Here is a 19,315-nt window from a genome sequence, read left to right on the forward strand (position 1 = left end):
AAAAACCCATAATGTATCTACAAATTTATTTTGATAAAAATAAATTGAAGTATCAAAATCTAGTGACCAAAATACGTCTAAAAAAGTTTGGTAATGGTATTGCAAAAATGCGAAATACATCGAAAAAAACAACTCAATAAAAATAAACTACACCATCAATAATGGGGAGAGTAAAAAAGACACTTTATTCATCTTATTTGCTTATTAATTTTTACTTAAACGTTCCTGTTACCTAAAATTTTTAACAAAATTTTAATTATTGATTGTTGTTAATCAATTCGTTTAATAAAGTGTTTAATCTTAAATCCCATAGCAATCAATGATGCAAAATAAACAACGATGCCAACAATTACCAATAAAAATAATCGCCCTATACGAACCCACATTGAACCCGTTGACCAATCAGGTAATAGCTGTGAGCCAGACCATAACACTGTGGACATTAATATTACGGCAATAATGACTTTAATTAAAAAGAGATACCAACCAGGTTGGGGTTGATAAAGTTGTTTTTTACGCAGTTGCCAATACAATAATCCAGCATTAAAGCAAGCGGCTAAACCAATGGATAGTGAAAGGCCTGCATGCTGTAATGGCCCAATAAAAACAAGATTCATTAGCTGTGTTAAAATTAACGTAACAATTGCAATTTTGACGGGAGTTTTAATATCCTGACGCGAATAAAATGCGGGTGCTAACACTTTAATTAAAATCAATCCAAGTAGACCGATAGAATAAGCCACTAAGGCTCGCTGTGTCATTAAGGTATCATTTAGGGTAAATTGCCCATACTCAAATAATGTTGATATAAGAGGACGAGAAATAACGCCTAATGCCACGGTACTTGGCAAAGCCAGTAAAAAACAAAGTCGCAATCCCCAATCTAATACCTCAGAATATTGCTTATGATCACCTTTAGAAAAACTTTTCGCTAACGAGGGTAATAAAATCGTACCTAATGCTACGCCAAGCACGCCAGCAGGAAATTCCATTAAGCGGTCTGCATAATACATCCATGAGACCGATCCTGAAACTAGAAATGAGGCAAAAATCGTATTAATAATTAAAGAGATTTGCCCTACTGACACCCCTAAAATTGCCGGTCCCATCTGTTTCAAGACTCGCCAAACACCACTATCTTTAAAACTAATACGTGGCAACACTAACATGCCAATTTTTTTTAAATAGGGAAGCTGATACAGTAATTGCAAAATACCACCTACACCAACCGATGCAGCAAGCGCTAATACTGGAGGGTTAAAATAAGGAGTCAAAAATAGCGTGAATAGAATCATACTGACATTCAATAGTGTTGGAACAAAAGCAGGAACAGAGAAGCGATTCCATGTATTGAGTATCGCGCCAACAAGTGAAGCCAGTGATATAAAAAAGATATAAGGAAAGGTTATACGCAACATGGTCGTTGCAAGCTCAAATTTTTCGGTTGACTCTTGCATAAATCCGGGAGCCGTTAACATTATAATAAAAGGTGCGCTAACAACGCCAATTAAGGTGACAAAAGCTAATACTAAGGTTAAAAGCCCAGCTATATAAGCAACAAAAGTACGTGTTGCCTCAATACCTTGTTGATTCTTATATTCAGCCAGAATGGGCACAAAGGCTTGAGAAAAGGCGCCTTCAGCAAAAATACGCCGTAGCAAATTAGGCAATTTGAAAGCAACAAAAAAAGCATCGGTCGCCATGCCTGCGCCAAAAAAACGCGCAATAATGGCATCGCGCACAAAACCTAATACACGGGAAACCATTGTCATGGAACTTACGGTTGCTAAAGATTTTAAAAGATTCATATTTAATTTATATACAAAGTATACAACCTAAAACGGATAATGATGCATAGTCTACAAACTATCGCTTAAAACCACCATGCTTTTTTCAATAAACTTTGCCTTTTATTAGGTAAGCCGCTAGCGTATAAATTTAACATTATCTCTTATAAAATTAATCTTTTGTTCATCTTTGGAATGCACTTTTGACACAATACCAACCACATCAATTAGGTAAAAAATAGTGATGTAAAAAATATTCAGAAAAAGGATAATTTCAGTATAAAACAACGTTATTTGCCCACATTATAAATATGTGTTAGATTGTCAATTCGAACAATATTTACACTAATTTTATTATGAATCAGACAACAAATCCGTCACCAATAAGAACAGGGGGTTTTCTAAATACTATTGAACGAATTGGAAACAAAATCCCCGATGTAACCACTCTTTTTTTCTATGCTTTAGTCATCTGTTTTGTTGCTTCGCTATTGCTTTCTTTTGTGAGTTTTAACTATATTAATCCTGTCACGCAAGATAAGCTTGTTGTTGTTAATATGTTAGCGCCTGAGCATCTTGTTACTTTTTTTACTAAGATGGTACCTAATTTTATCAACTTTCCACCGCTTGGAATTACAATTGTGGCGACATTAGGCATAGGTATTGCTGAGAGCAGTGGTTATATCCATGTGCTACTCAAAAAATTACTGGCTATTACCCCGAAAAATTTAGTCACACCATCAGTGATTTTTGTCAGTATGGTTTGCCACATTGCTGCTGACTCAGCTTATGTGATTTTAATGCCTGTATCGGCTATGATGTTCTATGCAATTGGTCGCCACCCGTTAGCTGGGATTGCGGCTTCATTCGCTGGATTAGCTGGTGGATTTAGTTCAAGCTATACACCATCTATTATCGATCCAATCATGCAAGGTTTTACTCAAAGTGCAGCACAAATTATTGATCCATCTTATCAAGTCAATGTACTTTGTAACTATTTCTTAAGTTTTGGCGGTACCTTTTTTGTACTATTAGCTTGCTGGTTTGTTACCGATAAAATTGTCGAGCCTCGATTAAATGCAACCATGCCTTTAAATAGTGATCTAAAATTAGATAACATTGCCAACTCGCCAGCGATTACACCCGTTGAAAATCGTGCTTTCAAAGTAGCTTCAATTGTCTTTATAATTATTGCTATTGGTTTAATTTTATTATTGTTACCAGAAAACTCTTTATTGCGTGCATCTGATGGAAGCATGACAAGCAATAAGGCTCCAATTATGCAAATTATTGTGCCATTATTATTTGTATTTTTTGCTATTCCAGGCTTAATACATGGTTTTATAACTGGTACATTTAAATCATCACGCGATATAGTAAAATCAATGGAAAATATCACTAAATCACTTATTCCATTCATTGTTTTTGCTTTCTTTTGTGCTCAATTTCTATATGTCTTTTCTCATTCACAAATTGGAACATTAATTGCAATTGGTGGCGCCGATTTATTAAAAGCACTGCATCTGCCTCCAGTTGTAACCATATTTGGTGTGATCATTCTAACAAGTATGTTAAATGTGTTAATTACCTCGGCATCATCGAAGTGGGCTATTTTAGCGCCGATTTTTGTGCCTATGCTTATGTCTGTTGGTATCTCGCCAGAATTAACTCAAGCCGCTTACCGCATTAGTTCTGCGGTTAATGTTAGTACGCCTATGTTTGCTTTTTACCCTCTGATTATTGCCTATTGCCAGCAATACTGTAAAAACACAGGTGTAGGTACATTAAGTTCAATGATGATTCCTTATACCGCTGCACTGCTTATTGCATTAACGATAAACTTATTACTTTTTTGGTTCTTCGGCCTACCAATTGGTTTTGATAGCGGTTATGTTTACCCGCCAGTAAATAATTAGTCACCACAAGGAGTCAAAATATTATGAATATTACCGAACAACTAGTTAAACGTTTTTTACGCTATGTCAACGTTCCAAGCCAAAGCGCTATTGGTTGCGCACATGTGCCCTCAACTCTAGGGCAAGCAGAATTAGCCAAATTACTTAAACAAGAGTTAATCGAGCTTAATCTACAAGATGTTCATCTTGATGAACATAGTATTGTAACGGCTAAGCTCCCCGGCAATAACCCAAATGCGCCTAAAATTGGCTATGTTGCCCATCTTGATACTGTCGATGTTGCCTTATCAGATAAAGTTAAGCCACAGAGAGTAACCTTTACTGGCCAAGATATTCTATTAAACAAAGATAAAAATATTTGGTTTAAAGTCGATCAGCATCCCGAACTGAATAAATATCTCAATGATGAATTGATTGTCACTGATGGTACCAGCGTACTTGGTGCGGATAATAAAGCAGCCATTGCCATTGTGATGACTATGTTAGAGCAATTACAACAACAAAATTATACATATGGCGATATTTATGTTGCCTTTGTACCCGATGAAGAAGTTGGCTTAAATGGTGCAAAAAAACTGGATTTAAACCGTTTCAAGCCTGATTTTGCTTACACAATCGATTGTTGTGAGTTAGGTGAAGTCGTTTATGAGACATTCAATGCTGGCTCAGCCATTATTGAAATTGAAGGCATCTCTGCTCATCCTATGTCTGCTAAAAATGTTTTAATCAATCCTATCGGCATTGCCAATGACATTATTAACTGTTTTGATAGCTTTGAAACACCAGAACATACCGAAGGCAAAGAAGGGTATTTTTGGTTTAATGATATCGTTGGTAATCAAAGTACCACAACATTAAAAATGAGTATTCGTGACTTTGATTTAGCTAAGTATGAGGCGCGTAAGGCTTATATACAAGAAGTTATACGTTTTATTAGCTTAAAATATCCAAAAGCAAAAATTGAGTGTAACATTACCGATACCTATAGCAATATCGCTAACTATTTAGGTAATGACCGTCGCTGTATTGATTTAATTTATCAATCATTTGAACAACTCAATATTCAACCAAAAACCATCGCAATGCGTGGAGGAACCGATGGTTCTGCTCTTTCTGCTAGAGGGCTTACCACGCCAAATTACTTTACTGGCGCTCATAACTTCCATTCATGCTTTGAATTTTTACCATTATCATCATTTCTTAAATCATTTGAAGTAACAATGAAAATTATTGAATTAGCAGCCAAGAATAAATAACCTTAAAAAGGGAGATATCTCCCTTTTTCCACCTACAAAGCATTTCGATAACGATAAGAAGCAATCCTCTCACCAATCCAACATTGTTAATACAAAATAAAATTATTCCATTAACACCTTAGCAAGCTTTATAAAGGGCTAATAAAAAATAATTGATTGATTGATGAATTTTCTAGAGAGTGTGGTGGGTCGTGAGCGATTCGAACGCTCGACAAACGGATTAAAAGTCCGCTGCTCTACCGACTGAGCTAACAACCCATTTCAGAAAACAACTACTTAATTCCTTAAGGTTTCAAGTAATTTCGGGTTGGTATAATACTTATAATTATAATGTTACGCAACCCTTTTATTGATATTTCTATTTAACAGATGGTTATTTGTACATTTTACTTTAGCGATGCTAACTTTTTTTTAGCCTGATCAACAACGTTTTTATTTTTAGAATATTTACTTATAACTTGTTGAAAAACGATTCTAGCATTTTTCTTATCGCCTTTCTCAAGCAAAATCAAACCAACTTTATATAGGCTATCTGCAGCTTTGGAAGAGGTCGCAAACTTTTTCACTACAGTTGCATAATAAAATGAAGCCTGATCTTTATTTCCTTGCTTATAATAAAGTTGACCTATCCAATAATTAGCATTAGCTAAATAACCTGACTTTGGATAAGCTTTTATAAATTTTTGAAATGCCGCAACGACCTCATTACTTTTTTTCCCATCGTTAACAAACTGCATGATAAAATTATAATCAGCCTTATCACGACCCGAAGTTTCCCAACCAGATAAATCAGATGATGGCGTTGTTGCCGTTGATGAAGAAGTATTATCCTCAGAAGTGTTCGCATTTGCAGAAACGCCCGAGCCACCAACCATTTGTTGAAGAATCATTTTTTGACGTTCTATCGTCTGATTAAGTTGGTATCTAGTTTCTTCTAATTGCCCTCGAAGCGCATCCACTTCAGCTTGTAAATCATTAATCCTTTCCTGATTTTGTATTAATAATTGGCCTTGTGCCTGAATAGTTCTATCCGATTCTGAACTGCCTGCTGCACAGCCAGTGAATAAAAGAAATAAGAACAATACGAGTGTTTTTTTATGCATATCATATTACTCAGCATGAATGTAGAAAAGAAACGGCTGAATAATCAGCCGTTATAAAATGCTATTAGTTGATAGCATAAGTTACTACAGCACGACGGTTTTTAGCATAAGCTTCTTCGTCATGGCCTAATACTGCTGGTTTTTCTTTACCATATGATACAATTTCCATTTGGCTATCAGAAGCACCATTACCTTGTAAATATGCTTTAACTGCAGCAGCACGACGTTCACCTAATGCAATGTTATATTCTGGCGTACCGCGTTCATCTGCATGACCTTCGATAATTACTTTCACGTTATTTGCACGAATAAATATTGCATGTGCATTTAATAATGTTGCATAGTCAGATTTAACATTATATTTGTCAAAATCAAAATATACTGTATTGATTTGTTGTAATTTATTTAATTGCTCTAAAGCTTCTTTTGATAAAGAACCACTTGCAACACCAGCTACATTGCTACTGTTATTAGACGAACATGCAGTTACAGTAATTAGTGGTAAAGCAACCGCGGCTACTTTAAGAAATTTAGAAAATTGCATTGTATTAACTCCTTTTGTTTAAATAAATTATTACCTGTATTTTTACACACCTAACCAACTTCAAAGTAACAGCCGTTACCAACCAGAACGATTAGAGGTATATATTATAATGCCCTTGTGCTTTACACAATTTTAATAATTGCAATATTGTGCAATATTATAACCTCTTCTTATAAATATGGCGACCATGAAGGGAATTTTACTTGCCCATCTGTTGCTGGTAATCTTGCTTTAAAATTACCATCTGTTGAAACTAGATTCAAAATTGTACCTAATCCTTGTGATGAGCTATAAATGATCATAGTACCATTTGGCGCAATGCTTGGCGTTTCATCCAAAAAGGTGTCTGTTAAACGTTGATAGGTATTTGTGCTTATATCATATCGAGTAATATGTTGTTCACCATTATTGGTTGATATCATAGCAATAAAAGAACCATCAGGTGATACCCGCGCATTTTGATTCTGTGTATTATCCCAAGTTAGCCTTTGAGATGCACCACTATTAATGTTGATACTATAGAGTTGAGGGCGACCTGCTTGATCAGAAGTGTAAACAATAGTTTGATTATCAGGCATCCAAGATGGTTCTGTATTATTATTACGATTAGAAGTAATTTGCGTGATTTTTTTGCTACTTAAATCCATCATATATAAATTTAAACTTCCCCCTTTAGATAAGGCAAAAGCTAATTTACTGCCGTCTGGAGAAAACGCTGGCGCACCATTATGTTGTGGAAAAGACGCAATTGTTTGAACAGCGCCACTATCCAATGTTTTTAAAACTAATGAAGAATGGCCTCCTTCAAATGTTACATAGGCTATTTTTTTACCATCTGGTGACCAAGTTGGAGACATTAATGGCTCTTTGGAACGATGAACAGTGATTTGATCATAACCGTCATAATCAGATACTCTTAATTCATGTGAAAAAGGTCCTTTAGTTGTTTTAACAACATAAGCAATTCGTGTTCTAAAAGCACCTTTAATACCGGTTAATGATTCAAAAATTTCATCACTTGCAGTGTGAGCCGCGTAACGGAGCCAACGCTTATCAATAGAATATTGATTTTGTGCTAAAACGGCACCTGGGCGATTTACGATATCAACTAATTGATAATTGATAAGGTATTTCCCAGAAGCATCTGGCTGAATCGAGCCGACAACTACCGCAGAAACCCCCAGATTATTCCAAGCCGCAGGCGTAACTTCAGAAGCTGTTGTTGGTTTTTGTGGCATACTATTAACTTCAACAGGATTAAATTTACCACTATTACGTAAATCTGAAGCAACGATATCTTCTATAATTTGTGGTGGTTGACCAGAGCCTGTCCACTTAAATGGCACAACCGCGACTGGTTTAGCAGAGCTTACGCCATCGGTAATAATAATTCTTACCTCAGAATTAGCCATCGTGGTAAAACATAGAATAAAACAAGTTGTCAAAAAGCGAAAAGCGAATTTGATCATCTTAAATTCCTTAATAAAAATAAGACACATTGAGTTAAATAAAATATAAACCCGTAAAAAAGAAAACAAAACCTTTGAAAATTAAGATACAACAGCTAATTGCCCCCCATATATTAAACTTTACAAGCTATAAACAATGATTCAGCAAAAAGATAGCTGATAACAGGTAACAAGTCCATAGCCTTTAAAATAAAAAGATCTCTGTAATATTAATGGTTTTACTATATAAAGTAATCAACGCAGTAACAAAAATAACTTCTTTAATTGTAGTTGCTTATACTAATCTTATTTAAATAAGGTTTAAAGGGCTTAAAAAGATATTTTTGTAAAAGAAAGGGAGCCAATACATGCAAAATATTTAAAATTCTTAGCAACTAATCACAAAAAATAATAATTTGGTAGAGCTAACGTTGCTATATTTGGCAATATTCACAATAAAAGGTATTGCGTTGTCCTATTTTTTGCGATTTTATCTCTGCACCACAAATTAGACATCGCTCGCCATTGCGCCCATAAACTTGTAGCTCTTGTGCAAAATATCCTGGTTTTCCATTAGATTGAAGAAAATCCTTGAGCGTTGTCCCTCCTTGTTCAATGGATTTGCTAAGAACTTGCTTAATAGCAGCAACAAGCCTTTCAAATTCATTTAATTGTAATGAGCTTACTTTACGGTTAGGATTGATTTTCGCCATAAATAATGACTCAGAAGCGTAAATATTGCCAACGCCAACCACAATATGGTTATCCATAATCCAACTTTTAATGGAAACCTGTCTATTTTTGGCTTTTTCGAATAAATATATAGCTGAAAACTCATGACTTAACGGTTCTGGACCTAAATGTTGTAATTGCAGTATTTCGTCTAGCGAATTTGCCCAGAGCCAAGATCCAAAACGCCTAGGATCAGTATAACGCAATGTAACACCATTTTCTAAAATGAGGTCTATATGATCATGCTTTTGTGCTTTTTGAGGCTTTGGTAAAATACGTAAACTACCTGACATACCTAAATGAATTACGATCCAGTTATTAGATAGCTGTAGCAATAAATATTTAGCTCGACGCTGTATATCTAAAATAACCTGTCCATGTGCATTACTTATAGCGCTATCAACAGGCCAGCGTAATTTAGGTTGTCTAACAATAATTTTATGTATAATCTGTCCTTTTAAATATGGCAAAATGCCTCGACGACTTGTTTCAACTTCGGGTAATTCAGGCATATTATTCCCCCTCTTAATTATTTAATAGGTCTGTAACCCAATTGGGTACCTGTTCAGTGGCCATCATTTGGTTATTTCCAGAACATAAATCCTTAGGGTTAATGGTCCATACGGGTAAAGTACGCACACCATCGCCATTACATAGCCACTGACCATTACTATCAATTGGTACCATAAAAACATTTTGCGGTATCGGCAATACCAATTTCTTTGGTGGATTGTTTTGTAAATATTCACTATAAATTTTCAGCGCTCCTGTAGCTCCAGTTAATTTCATTGGTGAATGATCATCTAAACCAATCCAAATAACAGCAACATTCCTGCCGTCAATGCCTGTAAACCAGCTATCACGAGAATCATTGCTTGTCCCCGTCTTAGCAGCTAAATTAGACGAACCGTATTTAGCTTTTAATGAACGAGATGTGCCCGAACTAACAACTTGTTGCATAGCATAAGTTGTCAAATAAGCTGATTGTCGAGACACTGCCTGAAGTTGTTGTGGATAGCTTTGATAAACTAGCTTACCTTTATCAGTCAATACATATCTTAAAATAGTAAGCGGAGAACGTTGCCCATTATTAGTGATAGTTTGAAACATCTGAGCTGTTTCTAATGGTGTTAATTCTAATGCACCAAGCAATCTTGATGGTAAATTAGGTATACGATCCGTAGGAACTCCTAATGCTTGTAAAGTATTTTTCGTTGCATCCAGTCCTAATTCCATACCTAAATTAACCGTTGGTACATTTAATGAAAGTGCCAAAGCGTCCACTAACATAACACGATCACGGAATTTACGATCGTAATTTTTAGGCTGCCAATACCCGCCACTATCAAGCTTAACCGATAATGGGCTATCATTAAGCCATGTATTAAGTTGGTAATAATCAGGTTGCCCAAGTGCAGTTAAATACGTTGATGGTTTAGCTAATGAACCAATCGATCTTTGCATTAACCAAGCACGGTTATAACCAGGGTAACGTGGGTCTGCACTACCAATAATTGAGCGAATTTCCCCTGTTTCTCGACTAACTACAACCATTGCTGATTGTAATTCTTTTTTCGTTGATTTGCGCAATTTGTCAATTTCGTTAGTCACCGCTTGCTCTGCTGCAGATTGAGCTACCGGATCAAAAGTGGTAAAGATCTTCATACCTGACAAATGATCTGCTTTATCACCCAATTGTCTTCGCAGTTCGCTACGCACAACTTGCATAAATGCCGGTTGCGGTGAAATCACACCACCTTTAGGTAGCACTGATAGTGGGCGCTGACTTAATAAGTTATACAACTCATCATCAATTATGCCTTGTTGCTGAGCAAGTTTTAACACCACGTTACGGCGCTCAATAACTTGTTGAGGTTGTGTCCACGGATTATATAACGAAGCGCCTTTTACCATACCAACGAGCACTGCTTGCTGATCTAATGTAAGTTCATTAACTGGCCGCCCAAAATAGTAAAGACTTGCCAATGGAAAACCATGAATCTCTTCTCCTCCCGCTTGCCCAAAATAAACTTCGTTTAGATAAAGCTCTAAAATACGTTCTTTACTATAACGACCATCTAAAATCAGAGCCATATAGGCTTCGCGTATTTTACGGCTTAAACTACGTTCATTAGTCAGAAAAAGGTTTTTAACAGTTTGCTGAGTTAAGGTACTGCCTCCTTCGATACGGCCAGTAGTCAAATTAACGAAAATAGCACGACCGATAGAATATAAACTTACACCATGATGATCATAAAAACGCTTATCTTCTGTAGCAACCAATGTTTGCAATAACGAATCAGGAAACTGCTTCAATGGAACAAATAATCGTTGCTCGCCATTTGGAGAATGCATCATGGTAATTAATTTAGGATCAATTTTTAGCAATCCAAAATCGCGCCCAGTTTCTAGATTAGTAATGCGATCTATACGATTTTCATAAAAAGTAATACTAACTCTAAATGACGGTTCTTCACCATCAGGAAATGTAAAAGGTCGTCGATAAACCTCAACAGCATTATTACTTACAATAAACTCACCTGGGCGGCTGGCTTTTGTATCTTGCTGACGATATTGTGCACCTTCTAACATTGTCACTACATCATTTAGACTATATTCACTATCAGGCTCAAGATCTATAATTTGCCCATAAACTGCCGCTGGCAACTCCCACACATTACCATCAACTCGCTCCTTGATTTGTTGATCAAGATAAACGCCGTAAACAATAGCCACAGCTGCAATGACAAGAAATAGCTTAAATAATAAGGTCAAAAACCGGCGCCAAAGTGTAGGCTTCTTATTTTTTTTATTTTTTGGAGAATTTTTGGGAGACCGTTTTTTTGATGTTTTAGTTGACGTGTTCAAACTGCACCTAATATTTATTATCCAATAAAAATTAGCTTATCATAACATAATTTTTTAAGGATATTGCGGTCTTCTTTTTGTAAAAAAAGCTTCAGGTAAAATAGATTTTGAAGCATAAAACAAGCGTATGAATTTAAAAATCTAGCTGTGAGCTAATAGTTTTAACTTTCGACAAAAACGCTTTTTTTGACTTACCTGTCAACCCTTCCGAAATAGGTAAACTTGCTGTCAATGGATTAACCGGCTTATTATTAATGTGTAGCTCAAAGTGCAGGTGAGGTCCTGTAGAACGCCCTGTATTCCCAGATAACCCAATCTTATCACCTTGTTTAACTTGCTGACCTGGTTTGACTAAAATCTTATCCAAATGCATATAAGTTGTCATATACTGACGCCCATGCCGAATAGCAATATAATTACCAGCCGAACCACTATACTTTGCAATGACTACTTCGCCATTACCAACTGATAAAACTGGTGTACCACGAGATACTGCAAAATCAACACCATTATGTGGAGTTATCGCACCGGTAACAGGATGTAAGCGACGTGGGTTAAAACCAGATGAAACTCTAGCTTGCTTTGCTAATGGATAACGGAAAAAACTTTGCGACAAACTATTCGCATTAATATCATAATATTTACCATCATCTGCTAAAATAGCATAATAATCTTTGCTACCATTTTTAATGCGTACACCTAACAACTGACTATTAGATAAACGATTGCCATGCATCTCTCGGGTTAAAACAACTGAAAATTTATCACCAACTTGCAACCGACGAAAATCTAAACGCCATTGTAAAGCACGAGTAATTACGCCAATTTCATTACTAGTCAATCCATTTTTGCGAGCATCTGCAACAAAGCTACTTTTAATATCACCTTTTATCACAATATTTTGTGGTACACTTTCAACTGTTTCTGAACTTTCTACAAATTTATCGCCCGATTTTTCATAAATTCGAATATTATTACTGGAGATTGTCCAACTAAAAGTTTGCAAATTATGATTATCATCAGTCGTCCAACTAATTTGTTGACCTATTCTCAAATTTGCAAGTTGTTTAAATTTTGTCGTTAACTGATAGATGTCGTTTCGATTAACGTTATAACGAATCAAGATATCATGCAGGGTATCCCCTCGTGCAATAGTGTATTGCACAGTATTATCTTTATCATCAACAATGTCATCTAATTCATCTTTAACAATCTCATCTTCAGGAATATCTGATGATTCAGTAACTGTAGAAGGTTTTCCATTTACCATCTCAACTTTTCCATCATCGATAACAACAGAAGAATGGGTGTTATCATTTACAGTCGTTTCAGCTTGAGGCGTTAAAGGAACATAAACCGTTCGATTCAAATTGAGTGGATTCCACAGAACGATAAATAAGATAACAATGAAAAGAACACCTAATATTGAAAAATAGGTATTTCTAAAATTATTTTTTTCAATATCAGGTGATTTTATTTGTCTTGCCAAAATTAACCTTAACTATTTATTCTAAAACTAGTCTTTATCTAAACAATCCAACAGTTGCTCTGTTAATTTTGCTAAAAATTGTGAATATGCATCTTTAGAAAGAGCAATACCCGTTCCTAATGGATTTAACTCTCCAATACGTACATCTGTTCCATTCACTATTTTTTCAATAACTGCAGGGCTAAACTGTGGCTCTCGAAATACACATACTGCTCGGTGCTCTTTGAGCGCCTGTTGAATTGCATAAACCTTTTGAACACCCGGCTGAATTGCTGGATTTATAGTAAAACTGCCTAAATTCTTTAATCCGAACTGCGATTCAAAATACCCATAAGCATCATGAAACACAAAATACCCTCTATTTTGTACGTTAATGAGTTTTTTTGCAATGTTTTGTTCTGTTTCTGCAAGTTTTATGATGAATTCGTTTAGATTTGCATCAATCAATGCGTTTTTATCTGGATACAGGGTAATAAGCCGATCATGGATTGACTGCGCAATCACCTTGGCAATTTTAGGTGAAAGCCAAATATGTTCATCATATTCACCATGATGACCATTAGCAGGTATAGGATGGGAGTGAGTATCTTCATGTTCATGATCCTCATGACCTGTTCGAAGCAATACTTTAATCTCTGGTATTGCCATTAATTCAATTTGTTTTTGCTTATCAATACTTTTTAATATTGTTGGCATAAAAGCTTCCATATCTTCGCCAACCCAAACCACAAGTTCAGCTGATTTAACTTTAGCCAAATCAGATGGTTTTAAATAATAACTATGTGGAGATGCGCCATCAGGAAGTAAAATATCATTATCAGTTACTCCTGAAGCGATTGCTTCGACAATAAATCCTATTGGCTTTACAGACGAAATAACTTTCGCATTAGCATAATTAACAATACTTTGAATAAACATTAATGAACCAAGTATCATTAAGAAAACTAAATTTTTACTATTTAGTAGAATATATTTTTTCATACAATTTTCCTATATTTATTATGTATGGTAAAATAGAGTTAATTATTGTTATAATATAACATAACATATTTATAGACAAGGGTGATTAACAAAATGACTCCTCTCATTTCGCTTGATAATGTTTCGGTGCAAATTGACCATCAAAAAATATTATATGATGTTTCGTTAGTCATTCATCTTAATCAAATTATTACAGTACTTGGTCCTAATGGAGCGGGTAAATCGACACTGGTGAAAGTTATTTTAGGATTAATGCCATACACCTCAGGAACAATCACATGCTTACCTAACTTAACGATTGGTTATGTGCCGCAGTCAATCAACTTAAATCCAACGCTACCTATTACTGTTAGACGTTTTATGTATCTTAATAGTCAGTTAAATAAAAAGGATATTTTTAATATATTATCAATGGTAAAAGCTGAATATTTAATCAATGAATCTATGCATCAATTATCAGGTGGTGAATTGCAACGTGTTTTGCTCGCTCAAGCTTTAGCTAAGCGCCCTCAATTACTGATTCTTGATGAACCTACTCAAGGGGTAGATGTCAATGGCCAAGTACTATTATATGATTTAATCGCTGATGCAAAAAAACAGTTCAATTGCGGCGTGTTAATGGTTTCCCATGATCTTCATTTGGTCATGGCAAAAACCGATGAAGTAATCTGCTTAAATCATCATATATGCTGCTCTGGCACACCAGCAATTGTTTCTAATGATCCAGAGTTTATTTCTCTTTTTGGACAACATGAAACCTCGCAACTCGCTATTTATAAACATCATCACAATCACCAACATGATTGTTGTAAACAATCTATTGAGCAAAATAAGCGTATTGTTTTGCCAAGTTATAGAAGGAAAAAACAATGATTGAATTACTATTACCTTCTTTATTAGCGGGATTATGTTTAACTAGCATAACTGGGCCTTTAGGTACTTTCGTTGTTTGGCGAAGAATGTCTTATTTTGGCGATACTTTATCACATGCTGCTTTACTTGGTATCGCATTTGGCTTTTTGTTGGATATCAATTTATTTTATGCAGTCATTTTTGTCACACTCTTACTAGCTATCGGATTACTTTGGTTAGAAGCACAAAAACAATTACCAATTGATACATTACTTGGTATCTTAGCTCATAGTGCCTTATCACTAGGCTTAGTAGTAATTAGTTTAATGGACAATATCCGTATCGATTTAATGGGATATTTATTTGGCGATCTTTTATCAGTAACATATTCAGATCTTTATCAGATTATTATTTGTGTAGCATTCATTGGTGCTTTATTATTTTGGCGATGGAATAACATTTTATTTATCACTGTAAGCGAAGAATTAGCTTTTAGCCATGGCATTAATGTACAGCTCACAAAATTGCTTTTGACTTTACTACTAGCATTAACCATAGGTCTGTCAATGAAATTTGTTGGAGCGCTAATTATTACATCTTTACTTATCATTCCTGCCGCAACAGCAAAATATTATTCAAAAACCCCCGAAACAATGGCGTTAATTGCAATAATAGTAGGAATGCTATCGGTAGTTGCTGGAGTGCTATTCTCATTTGTTTATGACACCCCAACAGGTCCCTCTATAGTATTAAGTAATACTTGCCTATTTTTTGTATCATTACTTATTTCAAAACGCATTTTAAATAAAACAAATTAAAATCATTGCAAAATCGTATTATTTATTTGTGTGTTATATCCCATTAATAAATATCTTTAATGGGTTTTCGATATTTTCTAATATGATAATAATAAAATTAAACATATTAATTAATAATTAGAAACTATGTCACTTGCAATTATTTATACTCGAGCCTCTATTGGAATACAAGCACCATTAATAAACGTTGAAGTTCATATTAGCAATGGGTTACCAGGCTTTGTATTAGTTGGTCTTCCTGAAGCAACCGTTAAAGAAGCAAAAGATCGAGTTAGAAGTGCCATTATTAATAGTGGTTTTACCTTTCCAGCTAAAAAAATAACGGTAAACTTATCTCCAGCAGATTTACCCAAAGAAGGAAGTCGCTTTGATTTGCCAATAGCTATTGCTATTCTTGCCGCAACAGAACAAATTCCAACAGAAGATTTATTACATTATGAATTTTTGGGGGAGTTAGCTCTTTCAGGAAATATTAGAGCCGTAAAAGGCGCAATACCTGCTGCAATTTCCTCTAAAAAGAAAAATCGCACATTAATTATTTCCACCGAAAACCAATCAGAAATTTCTTTAATTCACCAAAACAACGCATTAATCGCCAGTAATTTACTAGAATTATGCCAATATTTATATAAAGAAATTGATTTACCAACAGTTCAATATCGTGAATATCAAGACAGTAACAATAACCCAGCTAGTTTACAAGATATAATTGGGCAAGAACACGCCAAAAGAGCATTAGAAATTGCTGCAGCGGGAGGACATAATTTATTATTAATTGGACCTCCAGGTACGGGAAAAACTATGTTAGCAACGCGTTTAACCTCTTTATTACCTCAATTATCTGATGATGAAGCACTTGAAAGTGCAGCAATAACTAGCCTTGTCAGTTCATATGGATCAATAAAAAATTGGCGTAAAAGACCTTTTAGAGCACCTCACCATAGCGCATCAACTGCAGCACTTGTTGGCGGAGGAACAATCCCTAGACCTGGAGAAATTTCTCTAGCGCATAACGGTGTATTATTTTTAGACGAATTACCAGAATTTAATCGAAAAGTATTAGATGCTTTAAGAGAACCCATTGAGTCGGGAGAAATTATCATTTCAAGGGCAAATGCAAAAATAAAATTTCCCGCTAGATTTCAGTTAATAGCCGCAATGAATCCAAGCCCAACAGGACATTATCAAGGCACACATAATAGAACAACACCACAACAAACTATTCGCTATTTGAATCGGCTTTCAGGGCCATTTCTTGACAGGTTCGATATTTCTATTGAAGTTCCTTTACTACCTAAAGGTGCTCTAAGTCAAAAAGTAACTTCAGCAGAATCAACTGAAACAATAAAACAACGAGTTCTAACAGCAAGAAATACTCAATTAAAAAGAAGCAGCAAACTAAATAGCCAATTAAGCACAAATGAAATTCAATGCTATTGCCAATTATCAAATGAAAATAATGAATATTTAGAACAAGCTTTAATTAAATTAGGCCTGTCTGCTCGCGCATGGCACCGGATACTAAAAGTATCGCGTACAATCGCAGATTTAGATTTATCAGACACCATAGAACGAAAACATGTTTCAGAAGCATTAAGTTATCGCTCTATGGATCGGTTACTAATTCAATTACACAAAAATATTGGTTAAAGAATTAGTCATCACTATCTACAAAATCGTCTGTTACATCAACCTGTGGTTTTCCACCAGATAATGTATGAAAACGTTTTGGCTTATTGATACGAGAAAGATACTTCAACCATGTTTTTTCAAAATCAGTTGATGGCTCTTTTTTACCTTTGCAAACCTCTACAAATGATTTTTCTTCTGCAGTGGTAGGCTTTTTAGCTTCTGTGTCAAGATCTTTAAAAGCACAACCATGCTTTTCTAAAATCATAGCTTCTTTAATAGTAAAATCGCCGTGGCGAGAAAATCCTCTTGGATAATTCTTATTATCGAAAAAACGTTGTTGACTCATAAAACTCTCAGCCATGTTCTATCCTCTAGATTGTAAAAGTAGTTGGCGGGAATTATAATTGACAAAGTTAATCTGTAAACAAAATTCTTTTATTTATACAGATAAAATGGGTTAATTGGCTAAAATTAAAACATAAATGTTATCTTGTGGCAGGGGCGGAGAGTCTCGAACTCCCAACACCCGGTTTTGGAGACCGGTGCTCTACCAATTGAACTACGCCCCTAAATGGAAGTGGCGGAACGGACGGGGCTCGAACCCGCGACCCCCTGCGTGACAGGCAGGTATTCTAACCAACTGAACTACCGCTCCACCGTATTTGGTATGTTAATATAAATAAAATTTAAAAGTCTGGCGGCACCCTACTCTCACATGGGTAATACCCACACTACCATCGGCACTACGGCGTTTCACTTCTGAGTTCGGCATGGGGTCAGGTGGGACCACCGCGCTATTACCGCCAGACATATCCTGTCTTCTCTTCTCTCAATTACTGTGTATTATCTCATATCCACTGCAATTGCTCAATCCGGAACAAACTGCTCTCTCATTTATTAAACAATTTAAAGTCAATCTCTATACAATCATCAACTTCAATCATCCTATCGCGTAACTCCAAAACAACTCCGAGTTGTAAGGTTAAGACTCTCGGTTCATTAGTATCAGTTAGCTCAATGTATCACTACACTTACACACCTGACCTATCTACGTCTTAGTCTCAAACGGACCTTACTGAATCTCTTCAGGGAAAACTCATCTCAAGGCTAGTTTCGTACTTAGATGCTTTCAGCACTTATCTATTCCGCACGTAGCTACCGGGCAATGCAATTGGCATCACAACCCGAACACCAGCGGTGCGTTCACTTCGGTCCTCTCGTACTAGAAGCAAACCCTCTCAATTTTCCTACGCCCATGGCAGATAGGGACCGAACTGTCTCACGACGTTCTAAACCCAGCTCGCGTACCACTTTAAACGGCGAACAGCCGTACCCTTGGGACCTACTTCAGCCCCAGGATGTGATGAGCCGACATCGAGGTGCCAAACACCGCCGTCGATATGAACTCTTGGGCGGTATCAGCCTGTTATCCCCGGAGTACCTTTTATCCGTTGAGCGATGGCCCTTCCATTCAGAACCACCGGATCACTATGACCTACTTTCGTACCTGCTCGAGCCGTCACTCTCGCAGTCAAGCTAGCTTTTGCCATTGCACTAACCTCCTGATGTCCGACCAGGATTAGCTAACCTTCGTGCTCCTCCGTTACTCTTTGGGAGGAGACCGCCCCAGTCAAACTACCCACCAGACAGTGTCCCTTACCTCGATTCAGAAGTATAGGTTAGAACATCAAACATTAAAGGGTGGTATTTCAAGGTCGACTCCATGCATACTGGCGTACACACTTCTTTGTCTCCCACCTATCCTACACATTAAGGCTCAATGTTCACTGTCAAGCTATAGTAAAGGTTCACGGGGTCTTTCCGTCTTGCCACGGGTACACCGCATCTTCACGGCAATTTCAATTTCACTGAGTCTCGGGTGGAGACAG

The 19,315-nt window shown here is 36.1% G+C and carries 14 protein-coding genes, 3 tRNA genes and 2 rRNA genes; 5 read left to right on the plus strand and 14 right to left on the minus strand.

Features of this window, described 5'->3' with window-relative positions:
* Positions 1–269: 269 nt before the first annotated feature.
* The gene (murJ, locus tag A9G28_RS05880) at positions 270–1,808 is read right to left on the minus strand and encodes a murein biosynthesis integral membrane protein MurJ (RefSeq protein WP_065567789.1); all 1,539 of its coding nucleotides are present in this window, start codon (positions 1,806–1,808) and stop codon (positions 270–272) included.
* A gap of 335 nt (positions 1,809–2,143) precedes the next feature.
* Here murJ and A9G28_RS05885 point away from each other — a divergent pair, with 335 nt between their 5' ends.
* Both A9G28_RS05885 and pepT read left to right on the plus strand, forming a co-directional pair.
* A complete protein-coding gene (locus A9G28_RS05885; protein ID WP_065567790.1) occupies positions 2,144–3,703 on the plus strand; it encodes an AbgT family transporter in 1,560 nt (519 codons plus the stop codon).
* Between the two features lie 23 nt (positions 3,704–3,726).
* Positions 3,727–4,959, plus strand: a complete 1,233-nt coding sequence (gene pepT / locus A9G28_RS05890) for a peptidase T (RefSeq protein ID WP_065580064.1) — start codon at positions 3,727–3,729, stop codon at positions 4,957–4,959.
* 182 nt (positions 4,960–5,141) lie between these two features.
* Here pepT and A9G28_RS05895 read toward each other — a convergent pair.
* The 8 genes from A9G28_RS05895 to znuA form a co-directional block, all read right to left on the minus strand.
* Positions 5,142–5,217, minus strand: a tRNA-Lys gene (locus A9G28_RS05895).
* Positions 5,218–5,345: 128 nt separating this feature from the next.
* Positions 5,346–6,062, minus strand: a complete 717-nt coding sequence (gene ybgF / locus A9G28_RS05900; RefSeq protein ID WP_065567792.1) for a tol-pal system protein YbgF — start codon at positions 6,060–6,062, stop codon at positions 5,346–5,348.
* A 64-nt stretch (positions 6,063–6,126) separates the two neighbouring features.
* Positions 6,127–6,606 carry a peptidoglycan-associated lipoprotein Pal gene (gene pal / locus A9G28_RS05905; protein ID WP_065567793.1) on the minus strand — a complete coding sequence of 160 codons (480 nt, stop codon included), beginning with the start codon at positions 6,604–6,606 and terminating at the stop codon, positions 6,127–6,129.
* A gap of 170 nt (positions 6,607–6,776) precedes the next feature.
* Positions 6,777–8,072: a Tol-Pal system beta propeller repeat protein TolB gene (gene tolB / locus A9G28_RS05910; RefSeq protein WP_065580071.1), complete on the minus strand. Its 1,296-nt coding sequence runs from the start codon at positions 8,070–8,072 to the stop codon at positions 6,777–6,779.
* Positions 8,073–8,488: 416 nt separating this feature from the next.
* Positions 8,489–9,298, minus strand: a complete 810-nt coding sequence (gene mutM, locus A9G28_RS05915) for a bifunctional DNA-formamidopyrimidine glycosylase/DNA-(apurinic or apyrimidinic site) lyase (protein ID WP_065580065.1) — start codon at positions 9,296–9,298, stop codon at positions 8,489–8,491.
* A gap of 13 nt (positions 9,299–9,311) precedes the next feature.
* A complete protein-coding gene (gene mrcB / locus A9G28_RS05920; RefSeq protein WP_065580066.1) occupies positions 9,312–11,654 on the minus strand; it encodes a bifunctional glycosyl transferase/transpeptidase in 2,343 nt (780 codons plus the stop codon).
* Between the two features lie 133 nt (positions 11,655–11,787).
* Positions 11,788–13,143: a murein DD-endopeptidase MepM gene (gene mepM, locus A9G28_RS05925; RefSeq protein WP_065580067.1), complete on the minus strand. Its 1,356-nt coding sequence runs from the start codon at positions 13,141–13,143 to the stop codon at positions 11,788–11,790.
* Positions 13,144–13,170: 27 nt separating this feature from the next.
* Entirely contained in the window at positions 13,171–14,124 is a 954-nt protein-coding gene (znuA, locus tag A9G28_RS05930) for a zinc ABC transporter substrate-binding protein ZnuA (RefSeq protein WP_065580068.1), read from the minus strand.
* A 93-nt stretch (positions 14,125–14,217) separates the two neighbouring features.
* Here znuA and znuC point away from each other — a divergent pair, with 93 nt between their 5' ends.
* From znuC to A9G28_RS05945, 3 genes are all read left to right on the plus strand, one after another.
* Entirely contained in the window at positions 14,218–14,997 is a 780-nt protein-coding gene (gene znuC / locus A9G28_RS05935) for a zinc ABC transporter ATP-binding protein ZnuC (RefSeq protein ID WP_065580069.1), read from the plus strand.
* The gene (gene znuB, locus A9G28_RS05940) at positions 14,994–15,794 is read left to right on the plus strand and encodes a zinc ABC transporter permease subunit ZnuB (protein ID WP_065567799.1); all 801 of its coding nucleotides are present in this window, start codon (positions 14,994–14,996) and stop codon (positions 15,792–15,794) included. The genes znuC and znuB overlap by 4 nt, the downstream gene beginning before the upstream one ends.
* Before the next feature lie 126 nt (positions 15,795–15,920).
* On the plus strand, positions 15,921–17,444 hold the full coding sequence (locus A9G28_RS05945; protein WP_065580070.1) for a YifB family Mg chelatase-like AAA ATPase: 1,524 nt from the start codon (positions 15,921–15,923) through the stop codon (positions 17,442–17,444).
* A gap of 4 nt (positions 17,445–17,448) precedes the next feature.
* On the opposite strand, the gene A9G28_RS05950 is transcribed toward A9G28_RS05945, so the two are convergent.
* The 5 genes from A9G28_RS05950 to A9G28_RS05970 form a co-directional block, all read right to left on the minus strand.
* Entirely contained in the window at positions 17,449–17,787 is a 339-nt protein-coding gene (locus A9G28_RS05950; RefSeq protein ID WP_065567801.1) for a DUF413 domain-containing protein, read from the minus strand.
* Between the two features lie 132 nt (positions 17,788–17,919).
* Positions 17,920–17,995, minus strand: a tRNA-Trp gene (locus A9G28_RS05955).
* A gap of 9 nt (positions 17,996–18,004) precedes the next feature.
* A tRNA-Asp gene (locus A9G28_RS05960) sits at positions 18,005–18,081 on the minus strand.
* Positions 18,082–18,118: 37 nt separating this feature from the next.
* Positions 18,119–18,234 (minus strand): 5S ribosomal RNA (gene rrf, locus A9G28_RS05965).
* Positions 18,235–18,404: 170 nt separating this feature from the next.
* A 23S ribosomal RNA gene (locus tag A9G28_RS05970) occupies positions 18,405–19,315 on the minus strand; the annotation flags it as partial.

The sequence above is a fragment of the Gilliamella sp. Fer1-1 genome (assembly GCF_001690825.1).
Lineage (GTDB): Bacteria > Pseudomonadota > Gammaproteobacteria > Enterobacterales > Orbaceae > Gilliamella > Gilliamella apicola_C.